The organism is Massilia sp. Leaf139 (assembly GCF_001424165.1).
In the GTDB taxonomy this organism is placed as follows: Bacteria; Pseudomonadota; Gammaproteobacteria; order Burkholderiales; family Burkholderiaceae_D; genus Telluria.
Genome location: NZ_LMOJ01000001.1, coordinates 600991 through 627149 on the forward strand (window position 1 = coordinate 600991; position 26159 = coordinate 627149).

The following is a 26159-nucleotide window of genomic DNA, read 5'->3' on the forward strand; positions in this document are numbered from 1 at the left end:
GGAGACAGCCATGACCGAGAAAACATTCGCATCCCAGGCCGACCTGGACGAGAAGAAGACCAGCTTCATCAAGCTGTCCGACAACGCCTATGCCTACACGGCCGAGGGCGATCCGAATTCGGGCGTAATCATCGGCGACGACAGCGTGATGGTGATCGACACCACCGCCACGCCGCTGATGGCGCAGGCGCTGATCAAGCACATCCGCGGCGTGACCGACCTGCCGATCAAGTACGTCGTGCTCTCGCACTACCACGCGGTGCGCGTGCTGGGCGCCTCGGCCTATTTCGCCGAAGGGGCCGAGCAGATCATCGCCTCGAAAGGCACCTACGAACTGATCGTCGAACGCGGCGCACAGGACATGCAGTCCGAGATCGAGCGCTTCCCGCGCCTGTTCGCGGGCGTCGAATCGGTGCCGGGCCTGTCCTGGCCGACCATGGTGTTCGACCGCGAGATGACCATCTTCATGGGGAAGCTGGAAGTGAAGCTGGCCCATATCGGCATGGGCCACACCAAGGGCGACACCATCGCCTGGATCCCGTCGCAGAAGATCTGCTTCTCGGGCGACCTGGTCGAATACGGCGCCGCCGCCTATACCGGCGACGCCCAGCTCGAGGAATGGCCGCACACGCTGGAGGCGCTGCGCGCGCTCGGGGCCGAAAAGCTCGTGCCCGGCCGCGGCGAGGCCCTGGTCACGCCGCAGCAGGTCAACGAGGGCATCGACTACACCAAGGACTTCGTCACCACGCTGCTGGACAGCGCGAAGGAGGCCGTGGCGCAAAACATGTCGCTGAGCGAGACCATGGCCCATGTGCGCAGCAAGATGGATCCGAAGTTCCGCCACGTCTTCATCTACGAGCACTGCCTGCCTTTCGACGTCACCCGCGCCTACGACGAAGCGAAGGGCATCAAGCACCCGCGCATCTGGACGGCCGAGCGCGACAAGGAGATGTGGCACGCGCTGCAGGCCTGAACCGGCCGCGCCGATTGGGTTCGAACATGGACATTGATTACCAGGCCTGCGAGTTCGCCTATACGCCGCGCGCGGCGCATGAACCGAAGCGCCATCCGGTCGTCGTGGTCGGCGCCGGCCCGGTCGGCCTGGCCACCGCCATCGACCTGGCGCAGAACGGCGTACGGGTGCTGCTGCTCGACGACGACGACAAGCTGTCGCACGGCTCGCGCGCTATCTGCTTTTCCAAGCGCACGCTCGAGATCTTCGACCGCCTCGGCTGCGGACAGCGCATGGCCGACAAGGGCGTGCGCTGGCACGTCGGGCGCGTCTTCCATCGCGCGGACGAGGTCTACAGCTTCGACCTGCTGCCGGAAGAGGGACACGAACGGCCTGCCTTCGTCAACCTGCAGCAGTACTATGTCGAAGGCTACCTGCACGAACGGGTGCAGGCCTTGCCGCAGCTGGATCTGCGCTGGCGCAGCCGCGTGGTCGGCCTGGTGCAGCACGCCGACCACGTCGCGCTGACCGTCGACACGCCCGAAGGCACCTACGGGATCGAGGCCGACTACGTGGTCGCGGCCGACGGCGGCAAGAGCAGCGTGCGCGCCTTGCTCGGCCTGGAAAGCCATGGCCGCACTTTCCGCGACCGGTTCCTGATCGCCGACGTGAAGATGACGGCCGACTTCCCGGCCGAACGCTGGTTCTGGTTCGATCCGCCTTTCCACCCCGGCCAGTCGGTGCTGCTGCACCGCCAGCCGGACAATCTCTGGCGCATCGACTTCCAGCTCGGCTGGGACGCCGACCCGGTGGCGGAGAAAGCGCCCGAACGCGTGATCCCGCGCATCCGGGCGCTGCTGGGGGAAGACGTCCAGTTCGAACTCGCCTGGGTCAGCATCTACACCTTCTGCTGCCTGCGCATGGACGCCTTCCGCCATGGCCGCGTGCTGTTCGCGGGCGATTCCGCCCACGGCGTCTCGCCTTTTGGCGCGCGCGGCGCCAACAGCGGCGTGCAGGATGCGGACAACCTGGCCTGGAAGCTGCGCCTGGTGGTCGAAGGAAAAGCGCCGCATACGCTGCTCGACAGCTATGCGCGCGAACGCGAACAGGCCGCCGACGAGAACATCCTCGCCTCGACCCGCTCCACCGACTTCATCACCCCGAAGAGCGCGGCCAGCCGGCTGTTTCGCGACGCCGCGCTGCAACTGGCGAAGGCGCAGCCCTTCGCGCGCAGGCTGGTCAACAGCGGGCGCCTGTCGACGCCGTCGACCTATCTGGATTCGGCCCTGAACACGCCGGATGCGGACGACTTCGCCCACGGCCCGTGTCCAGGCGCGCCCGCCAGCGATGCGCCGGTGACGGCGGCCGGCGTACCCGGCTGGCTGCTGCGCCACACCGGCGGCGTCTTCACCGGCCTGTATTTCGCCGGCGGTGCGCACGATGCGCAAGCCTTCGAACACGCCGTGCAGCTGGCGCGCGACCCGCTGCCGGTACTCACCCTGCTCATCGCGCCGCCGGGGCAGGGCGGCCCCGGCCTGCTGGAAGACAGCGCCGGCCTGGTCGCCGCACGCTACGGCGCCACCGCAGGCAGCTACTACCTGCTGCGGCCCGACCAGCACGTCTGCGCCCGCTGGCGTGGCTTTGACCTCCAGGCCGTGCGCGGTGCGGTCGCGCGCGCCAGCTGCAATCAGACCATCACCGAACGGGAGCCCGCATGCACCAGCGCTTGAACGTCGCATTGAACCTGCTTGATCCCGACGCCTTCTACCAGCTGCTGGTCGACAGCCACCAGGACTTGAGCGAGGAGGCGAGCGCGATGCTCAACGCCCAGCTGATCCTGCTGCTGGCAAACCATATCGGCGACATGGATGTGCTGCGCGAGGCCTTCGCGATCGCGCGCGCCAACGTGGCGCCGGCGCAGGCGGGATGAGGTGAACGCCGGCGCTCAGCCGGCCTTGTCCAGGTTGCCCAGCACCCGCCCCAGGAAACCGGCGAACTGCTGCAGCTCGGCGGGCGAGAAGCCGGCATAGGCGGCGCTGAGCTTGCCCGAGACTTCCGGCAGCAGACGTTCGATCAGGGCGCGGCCCTGGGCGGTGAGGGAGATCAAGACCGTGCGGCGGTCGCCGGCGCGAGTGCCGCGCTCGATCAGGCCGCGCGCGGCGAGGTCGTCGCAGACGCGGGTGAGGTTGGCGGGCTTCTCATTGGACGCTTCGGACAGCTCCGATGCGGTCGAGGTTTCGTCGACGCTGCCGTACAGGATGGCCAGCACGATGTAGCCGGTGTCGGCCATGTCGTAGGGCTTGAGCGCGGCATTGGTGCGGTCGCGCAGGCGCTTCTGCAAGTGGTGGCCGAGGCGCACCAGCAGGATCGGCGCGAACGGAAAACCAGGCACGCGTGCCTCGATGTTGCGCAATCGTTTTTCCGTCGGCTCGAATTCGCTCATGGACGCTCCAGCATGAAATGCCAGATTGTAACTCCGACAGCCCCGCGCCGGTAGAGTCTCGCCTCCAGCTTCACCTGCGCCGCGGGCAAGAGGCCGTTCACTGCGCCGAATCGCTGCCCTTGCCGGTGCCGGACGACGCGTCCGTCATGATGGTAACCGCCGGCGCCGCGACGACGGTGGCGCGCGCCGGGGCAGCCGCGACGGTCACGGCGCGTTCCGTCTCCGGGTGGCCGTCGGTCATCAGCGTGCCGGCCGGGTTGGCGATCTTGATCCAGTTCGGCGTCACGTAATCGGCTTCCGAGGGCGGATACGTACCGTTTTCCCGCGCCTGTGCGAGGTCGGCAAGGACACGCGCGCGTACCGGGTCGGTGCTGGAAGCGATCGGGTTGGAAGCGCAGCCTGCGAGCAGGGCGACGAGGACGGCGGGGACGAGGAATTTAACAGACATGAAATGCTCCTGAGGTTCGTGGTGCGCCGACAATCGGCGCCATCAGCGTATTTTACTACTGAATACTTCATTAGTGAAGTATGTGCCGAATTTCAGGCTATCGAGGCCATTTCCAAGGTAAGCAGGGTCTCGTTTCGTTAGCTCGCCAACATCTCCATTTGGACAAATGTATTGCTTGTGATACAATTCCCGTCCCATTTGCGGACTGATGCGTGATGACACACGGCGCACCGGCCTGCATCTACCGCTGTCTGCACTTCCGACCGTTCGTCCTCCCGGCATCACGCGCTGCGCCGGCGCAGGCAGTACCATTCACAAGGAAATCCCATGCAAATGCTGTTCTCTGCAGGTTTCATCTTCCTGATCGTGTTATGGGGCATCATCGCTCCCGCTGGCATGTCGGCGGTATTCGAAACCCTGCTCGCTTCGCTGACCCGCAATTTCGGCTGGTTCTATCTGTGGGTCGTGCTCGGCCTCGTCCTGTTCGCCGCCTTTGTCGCCTTCAGCCGCTACGGCGACCTGAAGCTCGGCGGCGAAGACGACGAGCCCGAGTTCAGCGTCGGCAGCTGGTTCGCCATGCTGTTCGCCGCCGGGATGGGCATCGGCCTCGTCTTCTGGGGCGTGGCCGAACCGATCTCGCACTACACCACCGCGCCGCCCGGCGTCGAGCCGAACACTCCGGCCGCGGCCAACGCCGCCATGCGCTATGTGTTCTTCCACTGGGGCCTGCATCCATGGGCGGTGTACAGCGTGGTGGCCCTGGCCATTGCCTTCTTCCAGTACCGGCGCGGCGGCACGCCCATGATCAGCACCGTCACGAGTTCCTTGCCCTGGCTGCCGATCCAGCGGATGGCGGGCCTGTTCAACGGCCTGGCGATCGTCGCCACGGCCTTTGGCGTGGCCGCCTCGCTCGGCGTGGGCGCGCTCCAGATCAACAACGGCCTGCACGCCGTATTCGGCCTGGAAGTCGGCGATCGCGCGCAGGTGCTCATCATCGTCCTCACCGCGGCCGTCTTCATCGCCTCGGCCGTGTCGGGCGTCGACAAGGGCGTCAAGCTGCTCTCGAACTTCAATATGGGCCTGGCCGCGGCGCTGGCGCTGGCCGTCTTCGTGCTCGGGCCGACGGTGGCGATCATCGACACCTTCTCGAACACGCTGGGTAGCTACCTGAGCGAATTCGTGCGCATGAGCCTGCGCGCCACACCCTTCAGCGGCAGCACCTGGGTCGGCAACTGGACGATCTTCTATTGGGCCTGGTGGATTTCCTGGTCGCCTTTCGTCGGCCTGTTCATCGCGCGCGTCTCGCGCGGCCGCACCGTCCGCGAATTCATCCTCGGCACCGTGCTGGCGCCTTCGCTGGCGGCCTTCCTCTGGTTCGCGATCTTCGGCGGCACTGCCCTCCACATGGAGATCTGGCAGCATGTGCCGCTGGCCGCCGCCGTCAAGGCCGACCTGGCCACGGGCCTGTTCACGCTGTTCGGGGCCATGCCCTTCGGGCAGCTGATGTCGGTCGTGGCGACGGTACTGGTCGCGGTCTTCTTCATCACCTCGGGCGATTCGGCGGTACTGGTGCTGGGCATGATGAGCAGCGGCGGCAATCCGAATCCGTCCACGCGCAGCAAGCTGGTCTGGGGCGTGCTGATCGCGGGCATCGCCATCAGCCTGCTGCTGGCCGGCGGGCTGAACGCCGTGCAGAGCGCGACCATCCTGTTCGCGCTGCCCTTCGCGGCGGTGATCGTGCTGATGGTGGTGGCCTTGTGGCGCGCCTTGCGCGAAGACCTGGCGGAAGAGGCACGGCGCGAGCGCGAGACGCGGCGCAAGCTGCGCGAGATGGCGGTGCGTTAGCGGCGATCGATGCGGGCTTTGTAGGGGGGGCGAGGCCAACGACCTAGACCACCCCTACGGTTACTGCGCGATAGCGGCGATCCTTACGTTGTAGGGTGGGCGCCCCGCGCCCACGCGGCTGGGAGCCTATCCGCAGTCCGCGGCGGCAAATCTTCGCCCGCACGGCATCGCGTGGCCATCGGATGATGTGCGGGCGAGGTTCACGCCTACTGGCAGCTGAAGCTGGCCGCATCCTCCAGGCTGCCGCTCCCCTTATAGCGCGCTACTTTCGGATAGTGTTGTAGGGTGGGCGCCCCGTGCCCACGCGGTTAGAAACTTATCCGTAGTCCGCAGCGGCGAATGTCCGCCTGCACGGCATCACGTGGCCATTGGATGACGTGCGGGCGCTGTGTCACGCTTTGGGGGCAAATGGAGGCGTCCATACCGCGTGGGCACGGAGCGTCCACCCTACGGTGATCACGCGAGCTGGCAATACGCTAAGCGGCGATCGATGCGGGTGTTGTAGGGGTGGTCGAGGCCAATGGCCTCGACCACGGTTGCGCCGGGCGCCCAGTGCCCACGCGGCTGGGAGCCTATCCGCAGTCCGCGGCGGCAAATTTTCGCCCGCACGTCATCATGTGGCCATTGGATGATATGCGGGCGATGTTTTATGGTTACTGGCAGCTGAAGCTGGCCGCATCCTCCAGGCTGCCGCTCCCCTTGTAGCGCGCTAGTTTCGGATAGGCGCACAGCGGCCGCGTGCGATTCGCCGCCCAGGTCGCCGGCAGGTCGGCGTTCACGCCGCCCGCATTCCCGGCGCCGCGCGCGCTCGCCGTCACGCTGTCGGGCGCCTGGCCTTTTTCGACCCAGTTCACCAGCGGCGTGAGCATGTCGAACTGTTCGAGGGCGGGGCCGCCCGAGCAGTGATTCATGCCGGGCACGCGGAAGAAGCGCGCGAAGTTCGAGGCGTCCGACCCGTTTGCCGCGCGCAGCTGCTCGTACCAGGTCGTGGTGTCGTCGCTCGAGAAGATCGGGTCGCTGGTGCCGTGGTAGACCACCATCTTGGCGCCGCGGTTCTTCAGGGTCGAAAGCTTGCTGGCGTTCGGCGGCGTCATGAAGGACATCGCGTTTTCCGGATAGGTCGCGTTGGTGGCGTTGATGCGCGCCAGCAGAGCGTCCAGGTTGGCGTTCAGGACGAACTCGCGGCCGTTGAAGGTCGCCCGGTCGCTCGGCGGCACCGACCAGATGAAGGCGGCCGCGCCCGAATCGCGGTCGATCGGCGCGCCGAACTTCCAGCTCGCCCAGCCGTTCGTGGCCAGGCCCGCGTCCCAGGGGAAGCTGGTATAGATCGTGGCGCCGCTCTCTGTCTTCGCGCCCGTGAACAGGCCGGCGATCTTCGTCTTCTGCTCCGCGCTCAGGCAGCTGCCGTCACGCGTGGCGCTGCAGGTGGGCACGTCGCGGCTCAGGTCGAACGCGCGCTGGCAGGCGCCGGTGTCCTGGATCAGGCCGTCGGCCGCGCCGTCGAGCGGATCGCATTTGCCCAGCACCGCATTCGAGACCAGCAGGCGTTCGGCCGTGGTGAAGCCGGTGCTCAGGTCGCCCGGCGTCGACGCGAGCGCGGCATAGGTCTTGCCGCCGGCGATGTTGGCGATCGCCGCCAGCGGCAGCCGGTAGCCGGGATTGCCGACCAGGTAGCCATCGTACTGGTCGGCGTAGCGCGCCGCCGCCACCATCGCGTGGCGCCCGCCGTTCGAGCAGCCGCCGATATAGGAGCGATCCGGGCCCTTGCCGTAGGCCGTCTGGATGATGTTCTTGGCCATCGGCGTCAGCTTGCCCACCGCCTGATAGCCGTAGTCGAGGCGGGCCTGCGGATCGATGCCGAAGAAGGGCGTCGGCGCCTGGTGGCCGGCGTCGGAGCTGATCACGGCGAAGCCCTGGTTCAGCGCATTGTCGAGCGGGCCGCCGCCGCCCACAGGCCCGGTGGCGGTCACCACGCTGCCATCGACGCCGCCGTTGGCCTGGTAGAAGAAGCGGCCGTTCCAGTTCACCGGCAGGCGCATCTCGAAGCCGATCGCATAGGCCTGGCCGTCGACCGGGCTGGTACGGCGCGCCAGTTGGCCGGTGACCAGGCAATGCTGGCCGATCGGTTTGCCGGCGATGCTGAGCGTCCCGGCCGGCACCGAGGTGGCGCCCGTGATCACGGCTTCCGGATAGCTGATGCGCGCGGCCAGGGCTTCGCAGGCGCCCAGGGTTGTACCGACGGCCGGCGCCAGCTGCGGGATGGGCAGCGCGGGCTGCACCGGTGGCAGCGGTGCGACGACCGGGCCGTGGTCCTTGTCGTTGTCGCCGCAGCCGGTCAGGGCCAGCACGGCGAGGGCGGCGGCCAAGGAGGTGAGTTTCGAAGCGTTCATGCGTAAGTACTCCTCTGCTGGGAAAACAGATCAAGTCAAAGCGATGGGAAGGTGGCGCGGCCGCCTGCGGCCGCGCGGGTGATGCGAACGGGTGGAGCGGACGGACTCAGTCCGGCATCACGTCCTTGAGCGTGCCGATCGGCTGGTTCACCAGCTTGCCGTTGACGCGCTTGACCTCGCGGATGTACATGTTCTGCACGATGTCGCGGGTCTTCGGATCGATGCTGATCGGGCCGCGCGGGCTGTTCCACTTCATGCCTGAGAGGGTCTTGACGGCCGCTTCGCCGGTGACCTTGCCGTTCAGGCGCTTGATCGTCTCGTAGATCATGCCCATGGTGTCGTAGGCCGCGACGGTCACGAAGGTCGGCGGCGGACGGTTCGGGTTGGCGTCCGCATAGGCCTTGAGGAAGGTTTTATTGGCTTCGTTGTCCAGCGCCGTGGAGTAGTTCAGCACCGTGACCGCGCCCAGCGCCCGCTCGCCCAGCGCTTCCAGGGTTGGCGAGTCGCTCGTCATGTCGCCCACGCCGAGGAACTTGATGCCGGCTTTATCGAGTCCCTTGTCGCTGTAGGCTTTCAAGAGGCCGATGCCGTCTTCCACGCCGGGCGCGAAGAAGAACAGGGCGTCCGGCTTTTCATCCTTCACGCGCTGCACGAAGGGCGAATAGTCGGGATTGGCCAGCGGCGTGCGCGAGGAGCCGATGATCTTGCCGCCGCCTTCAGTAAAACCTTTTGCGAACAGCTTCTCGGCATCGTGGCCGGTGCTGTAGTCCGAGACCAGCGAGTACACGCGGCCGATCTTGTTCTGCGCCGTCCAGGTGCCGAAGGGTTCGGTCATCTGCTGCATCGTCATCGAGGTGCGCAGCATGTAGGGCGACCTGGCCGTGATGCCGGTCGTGACGGCGTTCATGACGATCATCGGCACCTTGCCTTGCGTGGCCACCGGTGCCACCGCCAGCGCGCTCGGCGTCAGCGAGAAGCCGATCAGAAAGTCGACCTTCTCGCGCCCGATCAGCTCCTGCGCGGCGCGCTTGGACAGCTCGACGTTGCTGCCGCCATCGTCGCGGTAGATGATCTGGATCTTCTTGCCGGCGACCTGGTCGCCATTGAGCTTCATATAGGTCTTGATGCCGTCCTCGAAGGGCTTGCCGATGTTGACGAAGGGGCCGGTCAGGGCGGCGATGACGCCGATCTTGATCGTGTCCTGGGCATAGGCGGCGCCGCTGGCGAAGGGCAGGATTGCCAGGGTCATGCAGGCGAGGGTCTTCAGTTTCATGCTGTCTCCTTGTGTTGTACGTTCTTTTTTACGTCATGCGGCAAGTATCACGTTCGAATCCGTTCCGTCGTACATCGCATCGACCAGCGCCGCGCGCCGCGCCAGCACTGCCGCCTGGTTGATCGAGCCCTTATCCGTCTGCTCGCGCGCGTCGATCGAGGGCGGCTCGGCTAACAGCAGCAGGCGTTCCACCCTGGTCGACGAACCGCTGGCGCCGGCGTTCAGGGTCTCGAGCAGTTGCCGGAAAAAGGCGCGTACCGGTTCGCTCGCGAGGATCTCGGCGGCCGGCGTGCCGGGCGGCAGTTGAGAGAGCGCCAGGCAGTTGTCCAGCCGCGGGAAGATCATCAGGCCGATCGTGTGCCGGTCGAGGCCCGTCACCACCGCGTCCTGTACAAAAGGCGCGCCCTGGCTGATGACGCGCGCCCGCATCGGCCCGACGCTGACGAAGGTGCCCGAGCTGAGCTTGAAGTCCTCGGCGATGCGGCCGTCGAACATGAAGCCCAGCTCCGGCCTGGCCTCGTCGACGAAGCGCAGCGCGTCGCCGGTGCAGTAATAGCCGTCGGCATCAAAAGCTTCCTTCGTCAGGTGCGGCGCGCGCCAGTAGCCGGGCGTCACGTGCGGCCCGTGGAAGCGCGCTTCCAGCTTGCCGTTCATCGGCACCAGCTTCACCTTGCAGCCCGGCGCCGGCACGCCGACATAACCGGCGCGGCTGATCGGCCCGGTGCCGAAGGTGCAGGACGGCGAGGTTTCGGTCATGCCCAGGCCCGTCATGATGCGGATCGATTCGCCGCAACGTTTTAATGCCACCGCATCGAGGTGTTCCCAGGCCGCCTGCGACAGGCCGGCGCCCGCGCAGAAGAACAACTTCACACGCGAGAAGAAGGTTCGCGCCAGATCGTCGTCGGTTTCCAGCGCCTCGGCCAGCATCTCCCAGGCCACCGGAATATTGAAGTAGACGGTGGGCGCGATCTCGCGCAGGTTGTGCAGGGTGGCGGCGAAGTCCTTCGGGGTCGGGCGGCCGTCGTCGAGGTACATGGTGCCGCCGTTGTAGAGCACGATGCCGACGTTGTGGCTGCCCCCAAAAGTATGGTTCCAGGGCAGCCAGTCGAGCAGCACGGGCGGCTCCTCGCCGAAGAAGGGAAAGGTCTGCAGCAGCATCTGCTGGTTCGCGCAGAGCATGCCGTGGGTGGTGATCACCGCCTTCGGCTTCTTGGTCGAGCCGGAGGTGAATAGGAATTTGGCGATGGTCGATGCGCCGACCTGCGCGTTGCGGGCGTCGACCGTGGTCGGCTCGGTGGCCAGCAGCGAGTCGAAGCGGGTGGCCGTACGGCCCGGTACTTCGCCGCGCGCCAGGATCAGTTCCGCATCAGGCGGCAGCACGGCCTCGATCGAGCGGGCAAAAGGCGTGCCGTCGCAGGCGAACAGGGCGCCGGGCGTGAGCTGCTCGATCAGGTCGCGCAGCTTGGCCGGGTCGGTGGCCACCAGCGAATAGGCGGGCGAGAGCGGCGAATAGGGAATGCCGGCATACATCGCGCCCAGCGCCAGCTGGAAGTGTTCCAGGTCGTTCCCCGACAGGATCACGAGCGGGCGCTCCGCGGACAGACCACGGTCGAGCAGGGCCTGGCCGATGCGGCGCGCGCTTCCCAGCACGTCGGCATACGAGAGGCGGATCCATTCGCCGTCCGGGCCGCGGCGCGCGACCAGGGTGCGCTCGGGGTGTTCGTGCGCGCCCGAGACCAGGCGGTCGGTGAAGCGTACGGGGAAGGGCGCCAGCGGCGTGACGGCGTCGACATGCCAGACGCCGTCTTCCTGCCAGGCCGCGACCTCGGGATTGCCGAGGGCGACCTGGCGCCGCTTGTCGCTCTCCGCCGCCATTGGAACCTCGTTCATGGCGGCTCCCATTCAGATCGGGAAGTGGCGTGGCGTGGTCTGCACCGTGATCCAGCGCAGGTCGGTGAATTCGGCGATCGCCGCCTTGCCGCCGAAGCGTCCGTAGCCGCTGCCCTTCACGCCGCCGAAAGGCATCTGCGCCTCGTCGTGCACGGTCGGGCCGTTGATGTGGCAAATGCCCGATTCGATGCGCTGGGCCACCGCCATCGCGCGCCCGATGTCGCGCGAGAAGACGGCCGAGGACAGGCCGTATTCGCTGTCGTTGGCCATGCGGATCGCTTCCTCGTCGCTATCGAAACGCAGCACCGAGACGATCGGCCCGAAGGACTCTTCCTGGTACACCAGCATCTCCGGCGTGACGTCGTCGACGATGGCCGGCTGCATGATGTTGCCATCGACGCTGACACCCGATTGCGTGACCTTGGCGCCGCGCTGGCGCGCGTCTTCCAGCATTTTTTCGACGCGCGCGGCGGCGCCCGGGTCGACCATGCCGGCCAGCGGCGCGTCGCTGCGGGCGGCCTTCAGGGTCGCCGTCTTGGCGGCCAGCTTCTCGACAAAGGCCGGCGCGATCTTGCGGTCGACCAGGATGCGGTCGGCCGACATGCAGATCTGGCCCTGGTTGAAGAAGGCGGAAAAGGCCGCCGCTTCCACGGCCGCATCGAGGTCGGCGTCGTCGAGCACGACGACCGGGTTCTTGCCGCCCAATTCGAGCAGCACGGGCTTCAGGTGTTTTGCCGCGGTCTGGGCAATGATGCGGCCGACCTTGGTCGAGCCCGTAAAATTCACGCGGCGCACGGCGGGCGCGGCGATCAGGCGCTCGACGATCTGCGGCGCGTCGTCGGGCGCGTTGGTGATGACGTTGACGACGCCTTCCGGGAAGCCGGCGTCCACGAAGACCTGGCCGATCAGGCGGTGCAGGGCCGGGCACATCTCCGACGCCTTCAGGATCACCGTATTGCCGCAGGCGAGCGGCATCGCCACCGCGCGCGTGCCGAGGATGATCGGCGCATTCCACGGCGCGATGCCGACCACCACGCCGCAGGCCTGGCGCACGCCCATCGCGAGCGAGCCGGGCACGTCGGAGGGGATCACTTCGCCGGCGATCTGGGTCGTCATGGCGGCCGCTTCGCGCAGCATGTTCGCGCCCAGGGTCACGTTGAACTGGTACCACATCGGCGCGCCGCCGCATTCCTCGACGGCGGCTTCGACGAACTGGCTGCGCAGCGCTTCCATCTTGTCGGCGGCTTTCAGCAGCAGCGCACGGCGTGCGCCCGGGGCCATCGTCGACCAGGCGGGGAAGGCGGCCTGCGCGGCGGCGACGGCGGCATCGACGTCGTCCAGGGTGGCGGCGGCGGCGCGGGTGGCGACTTCGCCGCTGGCGGGATTGCGGCGCTCGAAGGTGGCGCCATTCGATGCGGCCCGGGTTTGGCCGTTCAACAGCAGATCTGCTTGGAACATCAGAGGTCTCCTCTGTCAGTTGGATTGGAAGGCGGCTATCCGCTCACGGATGCCGCCGCCGTTATTATTCTCTTGTTGTGCCGTGCGTGCTTAGTGCGTGCTTAGTGCGTGCTTACTTGGGCCGCTTGTAGGTCTGGAGCCCCGGCTTGATCGTCTTATCGTCCAGGAACTGCTTGAGGCCTTCCTTGCGGCCCTTCTCCGGATCGCGCTGGTTCGACTGGTCGGTCTTGGCGTACAGGTAGTCCTCGCCCTGTTCCCAGGTCAGTTCGCGGCAGCGCTTGAAGCCGATCTTCGCGTAGCGCAGCACCACCGGATTCTTTTCCAGGAGTTTGCCCGCCAGCTCGATCACGGCTTCGCGCAGCTGTTCCTTCGGCACGCTCTTGTTGATCAGGCCCATGGCGGCCGCTTCCTTGCCGGTGAAGGTGTCGCCGGTCATGATGTAGTGCAGCGCCTGGCGGTGGCCCATGGTGTCGGCCACGGCCTTGCTGACCAGGTTGCCCGGCGGGATACCCCAGTTCACTTCCGACAGGCCGAACACGGCGTCGTCGGCCGCGATCGCCAGGTCGCAGGCCACCAGCGGCGAGAACGCACCCCCGAAGCACCAGCCGTTGACCATCGCGATGGTCGCCTTGCTGTACATGCGCAGCAGCTTCCACTGCCATTGCGAGCAGTCGCGGCGCATGCGTTCCTGCATGATCTCGGGCTTGCCGTCGGTCTCGCGGAAATATTCCTTCAGATCCATGCCGGCCGTCCAGGCGTCGCCGGCGCCGGTCAGCACCACGACCTGGGCATCGTCGTCCAGCTCGAGCGTCTCGAGCACGTCGATCATCTCGCGGTTCAGCGTCGGGCTCATCGCGTTGCGCTTCTCCGGACGGTTCAGGGTGATCCAGCCGATACCGTCCTCCACATCGACCTTGACGGTCTTCCAGCGCGCTTCGTATTTGGACATACAATGTCTCCTCGGTTGTAAGCTTAATTATCGAATGCTTATCAGGCTGCCTGATATGTGGCTTATACTATGCCTGAACCGATTGGCCTGACAAGCACTTTTTTATGACGACTTCAAAAAAACTTTCGACAGCGAACACAGCTTCATCCTCGGCGCATAAGCCGATGGGCCTGGCCTACCTGGTCGGCCGCCTCGACCATGTACTGAAGACGCGCCTGCGCGACAGCCTGGCCCCGGCCGGCCTGACGGTGCCGCAGTACACGGCCCTGTCCGTCTTCCGCGCCCACGGCTCGCTCTCCAACGCCCAGCTCGCCACGCGCACGATGGTCTCGCCGCAGTCGGCCAATGAGATGGTCAAGCAGATGGAAGCGAAGGAGTGGATCGCGCGCACGCCCGACCCGGCGCACGGCCGCATCATCCAGATCAGCCTGACGGATGCCGGCGAAGCCGTGCTGGCCGAATGCGACGCGCGCGTGGCCGAGGTCGAGCGCACCATGTTTCCGGAGCTGGACGAGGCGGGCAGGGTGGCGCTGCTGGGGCAGTTGCGGGGGGCGGTACGGGCCTTGAGCGTGCAGGGGATCTGAAGCGCCCGCCGCTAGCTCAAGCCAGCATGTGAAAGTCGAACACGCGGTGCTCGGCCGGGATCGTCGAGCGCGCCAGCGGCTGCGCCAAGGCCAGGCCGCGCGCATCGCTGGTGAACAGGACGAAGCCGTTTCCGGAGGAAGCCGACACCATGACGAAGGCGCGGTAACCGGGGTTGTTCCCCCAGTGCCAGAGGTAGGGGCCGCCGGCGGCCTGTTCGACGCCCCAGCCGTAGCCCCACGACAGGCCCAGGCCCGGGTCGACCGGCACGGGCTGCGACAAGGTCAGCGCCAGCAAGGCGTCGTCGCGCAGCCAGTGCGCCACCAGCTTTGCATAATCCCCGGCGCTCGTGTACAGCGACGCGGCCGCATTCGGCTCGACGAAGTCGAGCGGGCGATCCCAGGGGAGCAGTGACGCGCCGACTGCCAGCCGCCCGCGCACCTCGTCCGTCAAACACATCCGCGAGTGACGCATCCCCAGCGGGTCGAACGCATAGCGCTGCAGGCACGCCTGCGTATCGAGCCCGGTGACCGCGCCGATGACCGCCTGCAGCAGGACATAGGCCTCGCCCGAGTAGCGCCATTTCTCGCCGGCTGCGGACTCGGGCCGCAGTGCACTGCTCGTCCAGTTCGGCAAGCCCGACGTATGGTTGAGCAGGCTTGCCACCGGAATGCGGGCCAAGGTGTCCGCTTCCACCAGGTCGACGTCCGCGTCACGTGCGATCGGATGTTGACGATGTCGGTACCCATCAGGGAGATACTGCGAAACGGGCGCGTGCAGATCGAGTTTGCCTGCCCGCGCGAGGGTCAGGGCGACGAACGCGACAAGGGGTTTGGTCAGCGAGGCCGCCTGGAACAATGAATCCGGGTGGACGGGATGCATGCTCGACCGGGGCGACACGGCGACCGGGGACGCGGCCTCCGCCGCGGAGAGGGTGGCATAGGCCGCGTCGATGCCGAGTGTACCGGCGAGCGCGTCGACGGTGTCCGCGCGGGAGTGCGGCGGCGTGACGGCGCAGGACGAGATGAAGGGCGCAAGGGTAGTCGCGGCGAGGAGGTTTCGGCGTGTTATATGCATCGTGATCGGACGGGGAAAATTTGACGCGAGTGCATCGGCTCAGTAGGTCTTCGTACAGCTGGTCTTCGTGCGCTTCCTGCCGTCCCGATACTCCGTCTCGACGTGCTCGTAACAGGCGAACTCGCCTGCGGGAGAGAGGCGTGGCGACATCCTGTACTCGTTTGTCATGACGAGCTTGCCATTCTTCCAGCAATGCCGCGAGGTATAGACGCTGTCGGCGCCGCTTTTCCAGGAGCCGCCCACGCAATTCCTGTCCTTCGGGTCGAGCTCCAGCCCGCCGATGTTCGACAAGGCCTCATTCGCTGCGAAGCGCCGCGTCCGGCGCTCGTACAGGAACACCACCTGGCTTTCGTTGCCGATGCCGGCGATGCTGCCGGTGACGACCAGATCCGGACAGCCGTCGTTATTGAAATCCGTGCGGGTGTCGAAGGATTCGCTGTCGGATTCGCTGTCGCCGTAATAGTTCTCCATCTCGTCGATCACCTGGACGGTCTTGCCGGAGACATCCTTGATGCGCACGCTGCCGAGTTTCGGGTCGGCCTGATCTTTCGGCACCCATTCGAACGTGAGTGCGGGCTTCCCCCGCGCGCTGCACCAGGGATCGGCCGCCCAGGCGGGCAGGGAAGCGCAGCACAGCAGCGCGAGCGTGTATTTCGTCCACAGCAAGGCATTCTCCAGGTCGTCGAGGCTTGTCCATTATGCAGCGGCGCCGGCCCACATTCATGCCAGGTCTTCGTGCGATGCCGCAGGATGGCGGCTGATTTTCAGGTAGACGGTCGCGCCCCGCGGGCCGGCGGCCAGCCCCGGATATGCGCCGGCAGGCAGGCGTATCCAGGTGCCGCACGCGTGGCGCTGTCCACCGAACGCCAGTTCGCCATGAAGCAAGAGCAGCTCGGCGCCTTCCACGGCCTCTGGCAGCAGCGGGCAATGCGGCGCCAGGCGTTGCAGCGCCACCTGCTCGTCGGCGGAGGCGAACAGCGGGCAGACGACGCGGTCGCCGCGTGCCTGCCAGGCCGCCGGATCGCGGGTGTCGATGCGCACGCACGCGCTGTCGCTTGCGGCCATCTGGCGCAGCTTGACGAAGATGAGGGCGCCTTCGCGGCTGAATGGCTGGTGGGCGGAATCGGGCGGATTGCGCAGGTACCAGCCGGCCGGGTAGTCGCCGTCCTCGTCCGAAAACGTCCCTTCCAGTACCAGGATTTCCTCGCCGGCCGGGTGCGTGTGGACGGGGAAGAAGGACTGCGGGGCATAGCGCACCAGGCTGGTCGCGCGCGCCTGTTCCGCGCCGATCCGGTCCAGCATGACGCGCTCGACGCCGGCCTGCGGCGAAGCCAGCCACGCGTGCTGGCGCGGCGTGACGATGACGGGCTGCGAGAAATCGGCATTGATGCGCATGGGAGGTCTCCAGCACCTCAGACCGGCCGGTTGCGCGTCCCGGCGCCGCGCGTCACATGCAGCATGCGGCTGGGCGCATGTACCTTCGCCGTATGCCAGACGCCGCGCGGCACCACGGCAGCGCCGCTGCCGTTCAAGGCGATCGTGACAATGCCGCCGGTCTGTTCCAGCAGCAGGTCGACGGCGCCCGAGAGCAGGTAGACGAACTCGTCGCCCTCGGGGTGCATTTCCCAGCTCGGCCAGTCCTCGGTGAAGGCGAACTCGCTGACCAGCCAGCCCTGGCCGTAGCGCGCGGCTTCCGCCTCGGGCAGCTGCCAGAAGGCTGTGCCCGGCAGCTCCCGCGCCGCGCCGTCTTCGGCGAGGTGCACATAGGTGTGTTGGGGGTTCAGGGACATGGCGGTTCGTGATCGGGTAACGGTCGAATCATCCTATCACCAAGGCATCCGCGCTTCAGCAAGAATCGGTGCCGGCTTCTGCTATCCTGACGAGCCGTTACCCTTTTCAAGTGCAGGGATCTTTTCATGGCGCCCCCATCCCATTCACACGTCGCCGCCGCCGATCGCTGGGTCATGCATGCGCATGCGCGGATGTTCGTGCGCACCTGGACGAACCGCGCAGCGGCGCCCGATCTCGCGCCCATCGTCCTGCTCCACGATTCGCTCGGCAGCGTCGACCTCTGGCGCGACTTTCCCGCGCGCCTGGCGGCTGGCACGGGCCGCACCGTCATTGCCTACGACCGCCTGGGTTTCGGAAAATCCGATGCGCGCGCAGACGTGCTGACGCCGTCCTTCATCGGCGACGAGGCCGCAACCGGCTTCGCGGCCCTGCGCGAACAGCTCGGCATTCGCCGCTTCGTCGTCTTCGGCCACAGCGTCGGCGGCGCCATGGCCATCCACTGCGCCGCGCGTTACCAGGACGATTGCGCGGCGCTCGTCACCGAGTCGGCGCAGGTCTTCGCCGAGCAGACGACCCTGGCCGGCGTCCGCGCCGCCAAGCTGCAGTTCGCCGATGGCGAGCAGTTCGGCCGGCTCGAAAAATACCACGGCGACAAGGCGCGCTGGGTGCTGGAGGCATGGACGGGCACCTGGCTGTCGGAGCGCTTCTCCGCATGGACGCTGCGCGAGGTGCTGCCCCGGGTCGCGGCGCCGACCCTGGCCATCCATGGCGGCGAGGACGAATACGGCTCGACCCGCCATCCGGCCCTGATCGGCGAGTGGTGCGGCGCCGCGGTCAGGGTCGAGATCCTGCGCGATCTTCACCACCTGCCGCATCGCGAGCAGCCGGATCGGGTGGTGGATCTGGTGCGCGACTTTCTTCGCACCGTCCCCTAGCGCGCACGCCGCGCGGCCCGCCGGCAGGGCCCGGCGCCGGATCAGGTGCGCAGCGCCTGCGCCGGATTCATCCGGATGGCCGCCGCCGTATGCCGCGCGGTCGCCCCCAGAGCCGCCAGCACGGCCAGCGCCACCGCCGCCGCCAGCGGCCACTGGCCGAAAGGCGCATGTTCGGCGAAGCCGGCCAGGTAGTAGCGGATCGCCAGCGCCGCCACCGGCAGCCCGATCAGGCCCGCCACCGCCACCGTCAGCCCGAATTCGCGGCCCAGGCGGCGCGCGATGGCGCCGTTGCTGGCGCCGTAGAGCTTGCGGATCACGATCTCGCGCCGGCTGCGCTGCACCGTGTAGGCCGACAGCACATAGATGCCGAAGGCGGCCAGCGCCAGCGCCACCAGGCTGGCCGCGCCCAGGATCTTCACCATGCGCAGGTCGTGGCGGTAGCTCTCACCGAAGATGCTGGCCGCGCTCTGCATCATCATGATCCCGTTCGGGAAGTACTGGCGCCAGACCGGGCCGATCGCCTGCGCCAGCGCCTCCTGGTCGAATGCGGTGCGTACCGTGACGACGCTGTCGGAATCGGTCAGCACATAGATGAGCGCGCCGGCCTGGTCGCGCATCGACTGGTGGCGCACTTCGGGTGCGATGCCGACGATGCGCACCTGGTCGGCGTTGTCCGCTTCTCCGGCGAAGGGCATCTTGCCGATGGCATCCTGCGCCGTGGCGTAGCCGAGGGCCTGGGCGGCGGCCAGGTTCAGCACGGCCACCGTCGACTTGGCGTCGTCGCGGCCCGCGCTGAACAGGCGGCCGGCGACCGGGCGGATGCGGTACAGGTCGAAGAACTCGGGCGACACGCGCTTCATCTCGATGCGCATCTCGCCTCCCTTCCTTAGGTTGTAGCCGACGATGATCTTGTTCGCATCGCGCCCGATCGCTTCGGCCGACACGGCCGAGCCCTCGATGCCAGGCACCCGCGCCACCGCCTTCACGAAGCCGCTGACCTGCTCGTCGGTGGCGACCGGCATGTGCAGCAGGGTCAGGCCGGACGGATCGAAGCCGGGGTCGGCATTGGTCGCGTACCAGGTTTGCCAGCCGACAGCCACGGTGATGCCGGCCAGCGCCATCGCGGTGGCGAACTGCAGCACGGTGAGGGCGCGCCGCAGCCACAGGTTGGAGGCCGTCTCGCTGCTGCTGTCGCGGCCCGCCAGCACGGTGGAGGCGCGCACCTGCAGCGCCGTCCAGGCCGGATACAGGCCGGCCGCCAGGCCCGCCGAGACGGCCAGCAGCAGCGCCAGCGCCAGCCGCGCCGGGCTGAAGAAGCCGTCCAGCGTGCGCAGCACCAGGTCGGCGAAGACCGGCAGCAGCAGCCAGGCCAGCACGATTCCGAGGCCGGTGGCGATCAGGGCCACCAGCACGGATTCGAACAGGAACTGGCCGGCCACGCGGCCCGCGCTCGCGCCCAGCACCTTGCGCATGCCGATCTCGCGCTGGCGCTTGAGCGTGCGCACGGTGGCCAGGTTGATCCAGTTGGTCATGGCCAGCGCCAGGATCAGCAGGGCCACCCCGGCCAGCGCCAGCGTGGTGCCCCGCTGGCCGTAATTGCGCGCGTCGCGGCCGCTGGCGAGATCGGCGTCGAAATAGGCGTCCCGCATCGACACCAGGCGGACGTCGACGCCGTTGCCGGTCAGGGTTTTGCCCATCGGCCCGGCGCGAAAGCGCTGGTTCATCGGCAGGGCTTCCACGGCGTCCTGCAGCAGCACTGTCAGACGGGCCACATCGGCACCGGGACGGAGTTTGAGGAAGACGTGGCCGCGCTCCTGTTCTCCCGGGTGCAGGCTGCGCTTTTCCAGCGGACGCGCGCGGCTGAGCGCACCGGTCAGCGCTTCCCAGCGGTGCGTGACGTTCGCCGGCAGATCCGGGATCACGGCCAGCACCTGCAGCGCCTCGCCGGCGATGCTGGCCGTCTTGCCCAGCGCGTCGGTCGTGCCGAACAAGCGCAGGGCGGTCTCGCGGGTGAGGGCCAGGCCGTCGGGGCGCGTCAGGGCCGCCCCCAGGTCGCCCGCCAGCGCCTTGATGCCGAAGATGGAAGCGAGCGCCGGGTCGGCCGCGTACAGGCGCGCCTCGTGCAGGTGCTCGCCCACGCGCACCGATTGCAGCATGGGGTCGGCGATAGCAGCCTGCTCCACCATCCCGCTTTTGATGGCGACGTCGCGCAGCACCGCGGTGGCGCGCGTGTTCCAGTCCGGGCGCGGGAAGAAGTTGATGCGCTGCTTGACCACGTGGACGCGCTCGCCGTCGGGCACGTGGCTGTTGTAGTTCAGGCAGTAGGCGACGAAGCCGAGCAGCAGGAAGCAGGCTGCGGCGGCCACCGCCAGGCCCAGCACGGTGACGGCCGAGTAGCCCGGTTCCTGCAGCAGCTGGCGCCAGCCGATGCGAAAGTCGCGCGTGAAGTTCGGCGCGCCCATCATGCGGCCCTCAGCGCGTCGACGACGATGCGGCCATCGAGCAGGTTCAGGGTGCGCGAGGCCTGCGCCGCATGCGCGGGCGAGTGGGTCACCATCACCACCGTCGTGCCCTCGAGGTTAATCGTGCGCAGCATGCGCATCACTTCGTCGCCGTGGGCGGTGTCGAGATTCCCGGTCGGTTCGTCGGCCAGCAGCAGGGCGGGGCCGGCGACCAGGGCGCGCGCGATCGCGACGCGCTGCTGCTGGCCGCCCGAGAGCTGCGAGGGTTTGTGGCGCGCGCGGTGCGCCACGCCCAGTTTCTCCAGCATGGCGCCGACCCGCTCGCGCCGCTCGGCCGCCTTCATGCCGGTGTACTCCAGCGCCAGTTCGACGTTCTCGAACACGTTCAGTTCGTCGATCAGGTTGAAACTCTGGAAGATGAAGCCGATGCGGCCGCGCCGCAGCGCATTCAGGCGTGCTTCGCTCCAGCCTGCGACGTTCTCGCCCTCGAACCAGTAGTCGCCGCTGCTCGGCACATCCAGCAGGCCGAGGAGGCCGAGCAGGGTGGACTTGCCGCAGCCCGAAGGGCCGGTGATGGCCACGTATTCGCCCGCCTCGATGTCGAGGTCGATGCGGTCGAGGGCCGTGGTGTGGACTTCGCCCGCCACGTGGGTCTTGCTGACGCCTGAGAGTTTGAGCATGTGCTTCCTTGAGTGGTGTGAGAGATTACTGCGAAATGCTGAGCGTGGTCGAGTTGCCGTAGGCCGCGTAGCTGGACACGACGACGCGTTCGCCTGCCCGCAGCCCGTCCAGCACTTCGACCTGGGCATTGCTGCGCCGCCCGAGGCGGATCGGGCGCCGGATGGCCGTGTCGCCGCCGGGCCCGAGCACGAAGGCCCAGGCGCCGCCGCTGTCGTTCACAAATGCGCCGGCGGGCAGCAGCAGGGCGCGTGCCGGTTCGCCCAGGGTGAGCTGGGCATCGAGGCTCTGGCCGGGACGCAGGCCAGGCGGCTGCCCGTCCGTGAACAGCAGTTCGGCCAGGAAGCGGCCGTCCTTGATCTGCGGGTAGACGCTGGCGATTTTCACGGGATGGCGGCGGCCCTCGTGCTCGACCGATCCGGGACGCCCGTTTGCTACGCGGTTCAGGTAGAACTCGTCGATGCGGGCGGCCAGCTTGAAGCGCGCCGGATCGTCGATGCGGCCGACGTTTCTGCCGGTCGTGATCGATTGCCCGACCTGCATGCGGAAATCGGTGAGGCGGCCCGCCACCGGCGCGCGCACCACCAGCGCGTCGACCGTGCCCTGCACCAGCTGCAGGCCGGTATCGAGTCCGGCGATCGCGCGTTCCAGCTGGGTCAGGGCCGGCACCCGCACCCCGGCGTCGCGCGCGGCGCTGCGCTGCTCGAGTTCGAGCGCGCGCTGCTCCTTGTCGAGCGCGTCGCGCGATTCTTCCAGCGCCACCTGCGAGATGAAGCCCTGCGCCGCCAGCCGTTCGTTGCGGGCGTGGCGTTTGCGCGCCTGCTCCAATTGGAAGGCCAGTTCGTCGCGGCGGCGCTGGCGCGTGCTGAGGTCGGATTCCTGCGCCAGGCGCAGGTTCGACAGGTTGTACAGTTGCTGCGCCTGTTCCGCCTGGCGCGCCAGCAGTTCCAGGTTGCGCTGCGGATTGGCGATGCGGAACAGGAGCTGTCCCTTGGTCACCTGCTCGCCGTCGCGCACGAAGACTTCCTCGATGCGGCCCGATTCGACCGAATCGAGGATGACCGAATCGAGCGGCTCGGCGCTGGCGCGCACGACCAGTTCGTCGCGGAAGATGCCGTGTTCGACGGCGGCGATGGCGAGGTCGGCGCGCGCGACGCGCAGGCCGCGCGGAACCTGCTGCCAGGCGGCGACGGCGGCCGCCTCAAGCAGGGCGAGCGCGGCGCAAGCCAGCGCGATCCGGCGGCCGCGCTTGCGCGGCACGATGGTGTCCATCGCGGCGCCGGTGGCCGGTTGGTGCTTCAGGTGTAAGGACATAGGAGGCGATTCGAGTGGTGACGACGCTGTCATTGCAAGTGCCGTGCCATGGCCGTTTTCGCCGTTTCGGCGGCCTTTCGCGGCGTATCTGTTCACTCCCGAACAGGCCACCTGTCCGATTCCGGACAGGTGGCCGCGCGCGCCGAACTTGTCGTTTCGCCAGCGCATCTTCGCTGCTAGAATGCCCCGACTCCAATGCAGCAAAGACCGACATGCAGCCCAGCACCGCCCGCATCCTGATCCTCGACGACGACGCCGACGTCGCCTTTGCCGCGCGCATGCTGCTGCGCCGGCGCCATGGCGAGATCATCGTGCTGCACGAGCCGGCCGCCTTGCCCGCACTGCTGGCGCAAAGCACGTTCGATGTCGTCCTGCTCGACTTGAACTTCACGCCGGGACGCACCGACGGCGCCGAAGGCCTGGCCGTGCTCGACCTGCTGCGGGGTCAATCCCGGCCGCCCGCCGTGATCGCACTGACCGCCTACGCCGACGTGCCGCTCGCCGTGGAAGCGCTGAAACGCGGCGCCGGCGACTTCATCACCAAGCCCTGGGACAACGCGCGCCTGCTGGCGGCCGTCGACACGGCCCTGGCGCGCCGCGCGGCCACGCCGGTGGCGGCGGCCGGGTCGACCCTGATAGGCGAGTCGGCCGAGATGGGCGCCGTGCGCGCCATGGTCGCGGGCGTCGCCCCGACCGAGGCGAACGTGCTGATCCTGGGCGAGAACGGTGTCGGCAAGGAGCTGGTCGCGCGCGCCATCCACGCCGCTTCCCGGCGCGCCGGCGCCGCCTTCCTGGCGGTGGACATGGGCGCGCTGCCGGAGGCGACCTTCGAGAGCGAACTGTTCGGCCACCGCCGCGGTTCCTTCACCGATGCCAAGACCGACCGCGACGGCCGCTTCCAGGCCGCGCGCGGCGGCACGCTCTTTCTCGACGAAGTCGGCAATATGCCCTTGCCGAACCAGGCCAAGCTGCTGGCCGCGCTGGAGCGGCGCGAAGTGACGCCGCTCGGCGCCGACCGGCCGCAGGCGGTCGACGTGCGCATCGTCAGCGCCACCAATCTGGATGAAGCGAGCCTGTTCGATCCGGCCGTGTTCCGTCCGGACTTGCTGTTTCGCCTGAATACCATCGTGATCCGGGTGCCCCCGCTGCGCGTACGGCGCGGCGATATTCCGGGCCTGCTGCGCCATTACCTGGCGCATTACGAAGGCCACTATGGCCGCCCCGCGCGCAGCCTGGCGCCGGCGGCGCAGGCGCGGCTGCTCGAGTGGCACTGGCCCGGCAACGTGCGCGCCCTGCGCCATGCCTGCGAGCGCGCCGTGATCCTGGCCGCGGGCGCCGCCTACGAATTCGCCGACTTCGGCCTGGGGACGCCCGACACGGTCACGCCGCCGCCGAACGCGCAGGCGCTTGAAGACCAGACCCTGGGCGACCTCGAACGCGGCGCGATCGCCGCCGCCCTGGCCCAGGCCAAGGGCAATATCAGCGAGGCCGCGCGCCGCCTCGGCCTGAGCCGCGCGGCCCTGTACCGCAAGCTGGAAAAGCATGGCCTCTAGCCGCCTGCGCTGGACGGCGCTGGGTGCCGTGCTCGCGCTGGTGATACTGGCGGGAATGGCCGGCGCCGCAAGCGCCGCGCCGCGCCTGCTGACCCTGTGCGCCCTGGCGGCCGTCGCACCGGCCTGGCTGCTGTGGCGCGTGCTGGCGCGGCTGGCGGCGCCGCCCGTGCAGACGGCCGCGCCGCAGCTGCCGCCCCTCGCGCAGGCCGGCCAGGCGCTGGCGCTCGAAGCCCGGCTCGAACACGCGCCGGTGGCGCTGTTCGTGCTGGCGCCGGCGAATAGTCCAGGCGAGGTAGCGCCGCTCAACGCCAACGCGCGCCAGCTGATCGCCCCCGGCCGCGTGGCCGATCGCGCGCAATTGTTCGCACTGCTGGCAGCGCAGCCTGCCAGCGGACGCGCGCTGATCGCCTTCGACACCGAACGCGGCTCCGAGCGCGCCATGGTGGCGGTGTCCGCGCTGACGCTGGAAGGCCGCGCGCAGCGCATCGCGGCGCTGCTGCCGGTGGAGAGCGAACTCGAATCGGAAACCCTGAACGCCTGGCGCCAGCTGGTGCAGGTGCTCACCCATGAGATCATGAATTCGCTCACCCCGGTGGCCTCGCTCTCGGCCACGGCGCAGGGCCTGCTGGCTGAACTCCAGCCGCGGATCGACGATGAAGCCGGCGCGGATCTGCAGGCCGCGCTGGACGCGATCGCGCGCCGCGCCGCCAGCCTCGCCGATTTCGTCGGCAGCTACCGCAGCCTGTCCGGGATGGCGCCGCCGGCGCCGGAACGGATCGAGCTCGCGCAACTGTTCGCGCGCCTGGCCACGCTCGTGGGCCCGGCCTGGCGCGAGCGCGGCGGCGAGCTGCGGGTGCTGGTCGAACCGGGCTCGCTGGCGCTGGTGGCCGATGCCGGCCAGCTCGAACAAGCGCTGATCAACCTGCTCAAGAATGCGCTGGAGGCCACCGCCGGCATGGCGGCGCCGCAGGCGACCGTGCATGCGCGCCTGGTGCGCGGCGCGCGCCTGCGCATCGATGTCAGCGATAATGGCCCGGGCGTGCCCGAGGCGCTGCTGGCGAATATCTTCACGCCGTTCTTTACGACCAAGAAGGGCGGACGCGGCATCGGCCTGGCACTGGTGCGCCAGCTGGTGCACAACAACGGCGGCACCGTGCGCCACGTGCGGCCGGTAACCGGCGGCGCGCGCTTCGTGCTCAGCTTCTGACCAAGGAACCCCATGACGACCCTGTTCCCCAACTTCCGCAACGAGCGCTTCGCCGTCACTGCCGGCGTCGAGATCAACGCGATCGTCGGCGGCAGCGGCGCGCCGCTGCTGCTTCTGCACGGCCACCCGCAAACCCACGCGATCTGGCACCGCGTCGCACCGGTGCTGGCGCAACACTTCACGGTGGTGGCCTGCGACCTGCGCGGCTACGGCGACTCGGCGAAGCCGGCGGGCGACCCCGACCATGCCAACTACAGCAAGCGCGCCATGGCGGGCGATGCGCTGGCCGTCATGCGCGCCCTCGGCTTCGAGCAGTTCGCCGTGCTGGCCCACGACCGCGGCGCGCGCGTCGCGCACCGGCTGGCGGCGGATCATCCGCAGGCGGTGCGGCGCATGGCGCTGCTCGACATCGCGCCCACGCTCGCCATGTATGCGCAGACCGGCGAGACCTTTGCCCGCGCCTACTGGCACTGGTTCTTCCTGATCCAGCCGGCGCCGCTGCCCGAGCGCCTCATTCAGGCCGATCCAGCCGCCTATGTCACCGACGTCATGGGCCGGCGCAGCGGCGGTTTGAAGGTGTTCGACCCGCGCGCGCTGGCCGAGTATCAGCGCTGCCTGGCGCAGCCGGGCGCCGCCCACGGCCTGTGCGAAGATTACCGCGCCGCCGCCGGCATCGACCTGGAACACGACCGCGCCGACCGCGCCGCCGGCCTGCGCCTGGCCATGCCGCTGATGGTGCTGTGGGGCGAGCAGGGCGTGGTGGGGCGCTGCTTCGACCCGTTGAAGGAGTGGCGCGCGGTGGCCCATGAGGTGCGCGGCGGCGCGCTGCCTTGCGGGCATTACATCGCCGAGGAGGCGCCGGACGCCTTGTTGGCGCAGGTGCTGCCTTTCCTGGCCGCGTCTTCGGTGTAG

The 26159-nt window shown here is 68.2% G+C and carries 23 protein-coding genes; 9 read left to right on the forward strand and 14 right to left on the reverse strand.

Features of this window, described 5'->3' with window-relative positions:
• Positions 1-10 precede the first annotated feature (10 nt).
• Genes ASF77_RS02745 through ASF77_RS02755 form a run of 3 tightly spaced genes read left to right on the forward strand, consistent with a single transcriptional unit; the run spans position 11 to position 2882 of the window.
• On the forward strand, positions 11-973 hold the full coding sequence (locus ASF77_RS02745) for an MBL fold metallo-hydrolase (RefSeq protein ID WP_056334023.1): 963 nt from the start codon (positions 11-13) through the stop codon (positions 971-973).
• Between the two features lie 26 nt (positions 974-999).
• Positions 1000-2682 carry an FAD-dependent oxidoreductase gene (locus ASF77_RS02750; RefSeq protein WP_056334026.1) on the forward strand — a complete coding sequence of 561 codons (1683 nt, stop codon included), beginning with the start codon at positions 1000-1002 and terminating at the stop codon, positions 2680-2682.
• The gene (locus ASF77_RS02755; RefSeq protein ID WP_056334030.1) at positions 2667-2882 is read left to right on the forward strand and encodes a DUF2783 domain-containing protein; all 216 of its coding nucleotides are present in this window, start codon (positions 2667-2669) and stop codon (positions 2880-2882) included. Before ASF77_RS02750 ends, ASF77_RS02755 begins: the two co-directional genes overlap by 16 nt.
• A gap of 15 nt (positions 2883-2897) precedes the next feature.
• On the opposite strand, the gene ASF77_RS02760 is transcribed toward ASF77_RS02755, so the two are convergent.
• Entirely contained in the window at positions 2898-3395 is a 498-nt protein-coding gene (locus tag ASF77_RS02760; RefSeq protein ID WP_056334032.1) for a MarR family winged helix-turn-helix transcriptional regulator, read from the reverse strand.
• Between the two features lie 97 nt (positions 3396-3492).
• Positions 3493-3843, reverse strand: a complete 351-nt coding sequence (locus ASF77_RS02765) for a DUF4148 domain-containing protein (protein ID WP_056334036.1) — start codon at positions 3841-3843, stop codon at positions 3493-3495.
• A 327-nt stretch (positions 3844-4170) separates the two neighbouring features.
• Between ASF77_RS02765 and ASF77_RS02770 the strand changes: the two genes are divergently transcribed.
• Positions 4171-5688, forward strand: a complete 1518-nt coding sequence (locus ASF77_RS02770; RefSeq protein ID WP_056334038.1) for a BCCT family transporter — start codon at positions 4171-4173, stop codon at positions 5686-5688.
• Between the two features lie 653 nt (positions 5689-6341).
• On the opposite strand, the gene ASF77_RS02775 is transcribed toward ASF77_RS02770, so the two are convergent.
• From ASF77_RS02775 to ASF77_RS02795, 5 genes are all read right to left on the reverse strand, one after another.
• Positions 6342-8078 carry a tannase/feruloyl esterase family alpha/beta hydrolase gene (locus ASF77_RS02775; protein WP_056334041.1) on the reverse strand — a complete coding sequence of 579 codons (1737 nt, stop codon included), beginning with the start codon at positions 8076-8078 and terminating at the stop codon, positions 6342-6344.
• Positions 8079-8184: 106 nt separating this feature from the next.
• Complete coding sequence (locus tag ASF77_RS02780; protein ID WP_056334045.1) at positions 8185-9351, reverse strand: ABC transporter substrate-binding protein; 1167 nt, start codon at positions 9349-9351, stop codon at positions 8185-8187.
• 33 nt (positions 9352-9384) lie between these two features.
• Positions 9385-11241 carry a feruloyl-CoA synthase gene (locus ASF77_RS02785; protein WP_056334048.1) on the reverse strand — a complete coding sequence of 619 codons (1857 nt, stop codon included), beginning with the start codon at positions 11239-11241 and terminating at the stop codon, positions 9385-9387.
• A 12-nt stretch (positions 11242-11253) separates the two neighbouring features.
• Complete coding sequence (locus ASF77_RS02790) at positions 11254-12699, reverse strand: aldehyde dehydrogenase (protein WP_056334051.1); 1446 nt, start codon at positions 12697-12699, stop codon at positions 11254-11256.
• Positions 12700-12811: 112 nt separating this feature from the next.
• Positions 12812-13648 (reverse strand): p-hydroxycinnamoyl CoA hydratase/lyase, encoded by an 837-nt coding sequence (locus ASF77_RS02795; protein WP_056334055.1) that lies wholly within the window; start codon positions 13646-13648, stop codon positions 12812-12814.
• A 164-nt stretch (positions 13649-13812) separates the two neighbouring features.
• Here ASF77_RS02795 and ASF77_RS02800 point away from each other — a divergent pair, with 164 nt between their 5' ends.
• Positions 13813-14232 carry a MarR family winged helix-turn-helix transcriptional regulator gene (locus ASF77_RS02800; protein ID WP_229445203.1) on the forward strand — a complete coding sequence of 140 codons (420 nt, stop codon included), beginning with the start codon at positions 13813-13815 and terminating at the stop codon, positions 14230-14232.
• 16 nt (positions 14233-14248) lie between these two features.
• Here the strand turns inward: ASF77_RS02800 and ASF77_RS02805 are convergent, their stop codons facing one another.
• From ASF77_RS02805 to ASF77_RS02820, 4 genes are read right to left on the reverse strand one after another with little or no spacing between them, the layout of a single operon-like run.
• On the reverse strand, positions 14249-15307 hold the full coding sequence (locus ASF77_RS02805) for a serine hydrolase (RefSeq protein ID WP_082493513.1): 1059 nt from the start codon (positions 15305-15307) through the stop codon (positions 14249-14251).
• A 39-nt stretch (positions 15308-15346) separates the two neighbouring features.
• Positions 15347-15973: an FG-GAP repeat protein gene (locus ASF77_RS02810; RefSeq protein WP_056334064.1), complete on the reverse strand. Its 627-nt coding sequence runs from the start codon at positions 15971-15973 to the stop codon at positions 15347-15349.
• Between the two features lie 54 nt (positions 15974-16027).
• Positions 16028-16702, reverse strand: a complete 675-nt coding sequence (locus ASF77_RS02815) for a cupin domain-containing protein (protein WP_056334068.1) — start codon at positions 16700-16702, stop codon at positions 16028-16030.
• Positions 16703-16719: 17 nt separating this feature from the next.
• Positions 16720-17097: a cupin gene (locus ASF77_RS02820; RefSeq protein ID WP_056334071.1), complete on the reverse strand. Its 378-nt coding sequence runs from the start codon at positions 17095-17097 to the stop codon at positions 16720-16722.
• 126 nt (positions 17098-17223) lie between these two features.
• Between ASF77_RS02820 and ASF77_RS02825 the strand changes: the two genes are divergently transcribed.
• Positions 17224-18033 carry an alpha/beta fold hydrolase gene (locus ASF77_RS02825; protein WP_056334074.1) on the forward strand — a complete coding sequence of 270 codons (810 nt, stop codon included), beginning with the start codon at positions 17224-17226 and terminating at the stop codon, positions 18031-18033.
• Positions 18034-18074: 41 nt separating this feature from the next.
• On the opposite strand, the gene ASF77_RS02830 is transcribed toward ASF77_RS02825, so the two are convergent.
• Genes ASF77_RS02830 through ASF77_RS02840 form a run of 3 tightly spaced genes read right to left on the reverse strand, consistent with a single transcriptional unit; the run spans position 18075 to position 22487 of the window.
• Complete coding sequence (locus tag ASF77_RS02830; protein ID WP_267875165.1) at positions 18075-20498, reverse strand: ABC transporter permease; 2424 nt, start codon at positions 20496-20498, stop codon at positions 18075-18077.
• Positions 20495-21175, reverse strand: a complete 681-nt coding sequence (locus ASF77_RS02835; RefSeq protein WP_056334078.1) for an ABC transporter ATP-binding protein — start codon at positions 21173-21175, stop codon at positions 20495-20497. Before ASF77_RS02835 ends, ASF77_RS02830 begins: the two co-directional genes overlap by 4 nt.
• A gap of 25 nt (positions 21176-21200) precedes the next feature.
• On the reverse strand, positions 21201-22487 hold the full coding sequence (locus ASF77_RS02840; RefSeq protein ID WP_229445204.1) for an efflux RND transporter periplasmic adaptor subunit: 1287 nt from the start codon (positions 22485-22487) through the stop codon (positions 21201-21203).
• Between the two features lie 212 nt (positions 22488-22699).
• Between ASF77_RS02840 and ASF77_RS02845 the strand changes: the two genes are divergently transcribed.
• The 3 genes from ASF77_RS02845 to ASF77_RS02855 are packed head-to-tail and all read left to right on the forward strand — an operon-like array spanning position 22700 to position 26159.
• Positions 22700-24040, forward strand: a complete 1341-nt coding sequence (locus ASF77_RS02845; protein WP_056334081.1) for a sigma-54 dependent transcriptional regulator — start codon at positions 22700-22702, stop codon at positions 24038-24040.
• Positions 24030-25247 (forward strand): PAS domain-containing sensor histidine kinase, encoded by a 1218-nt coding sequence (locus tag ASF77_RS02850; RefSeq protein ID WP_056334082.1) that lies wholly within the window; start codon positions 24030-24032, stop codon positions 25245-25247. The genes ASF77_RS02845 and ASF77_RS02850 overlap by 11 nt, the downstream gene beginning before the upstream one ends.
• Before the next feature lie 12 nt (positions 25248-25259).
• On the forward strand, positions 25260-26159 hold the full coding sequence (locus ASF77_RS02855) for an alpha/beta fold hydrolase (RefSeq protein ID WP_056334085.1): 900 nt from the start codon (positions 25260-25262) through the stop codon (positions 26157-26159).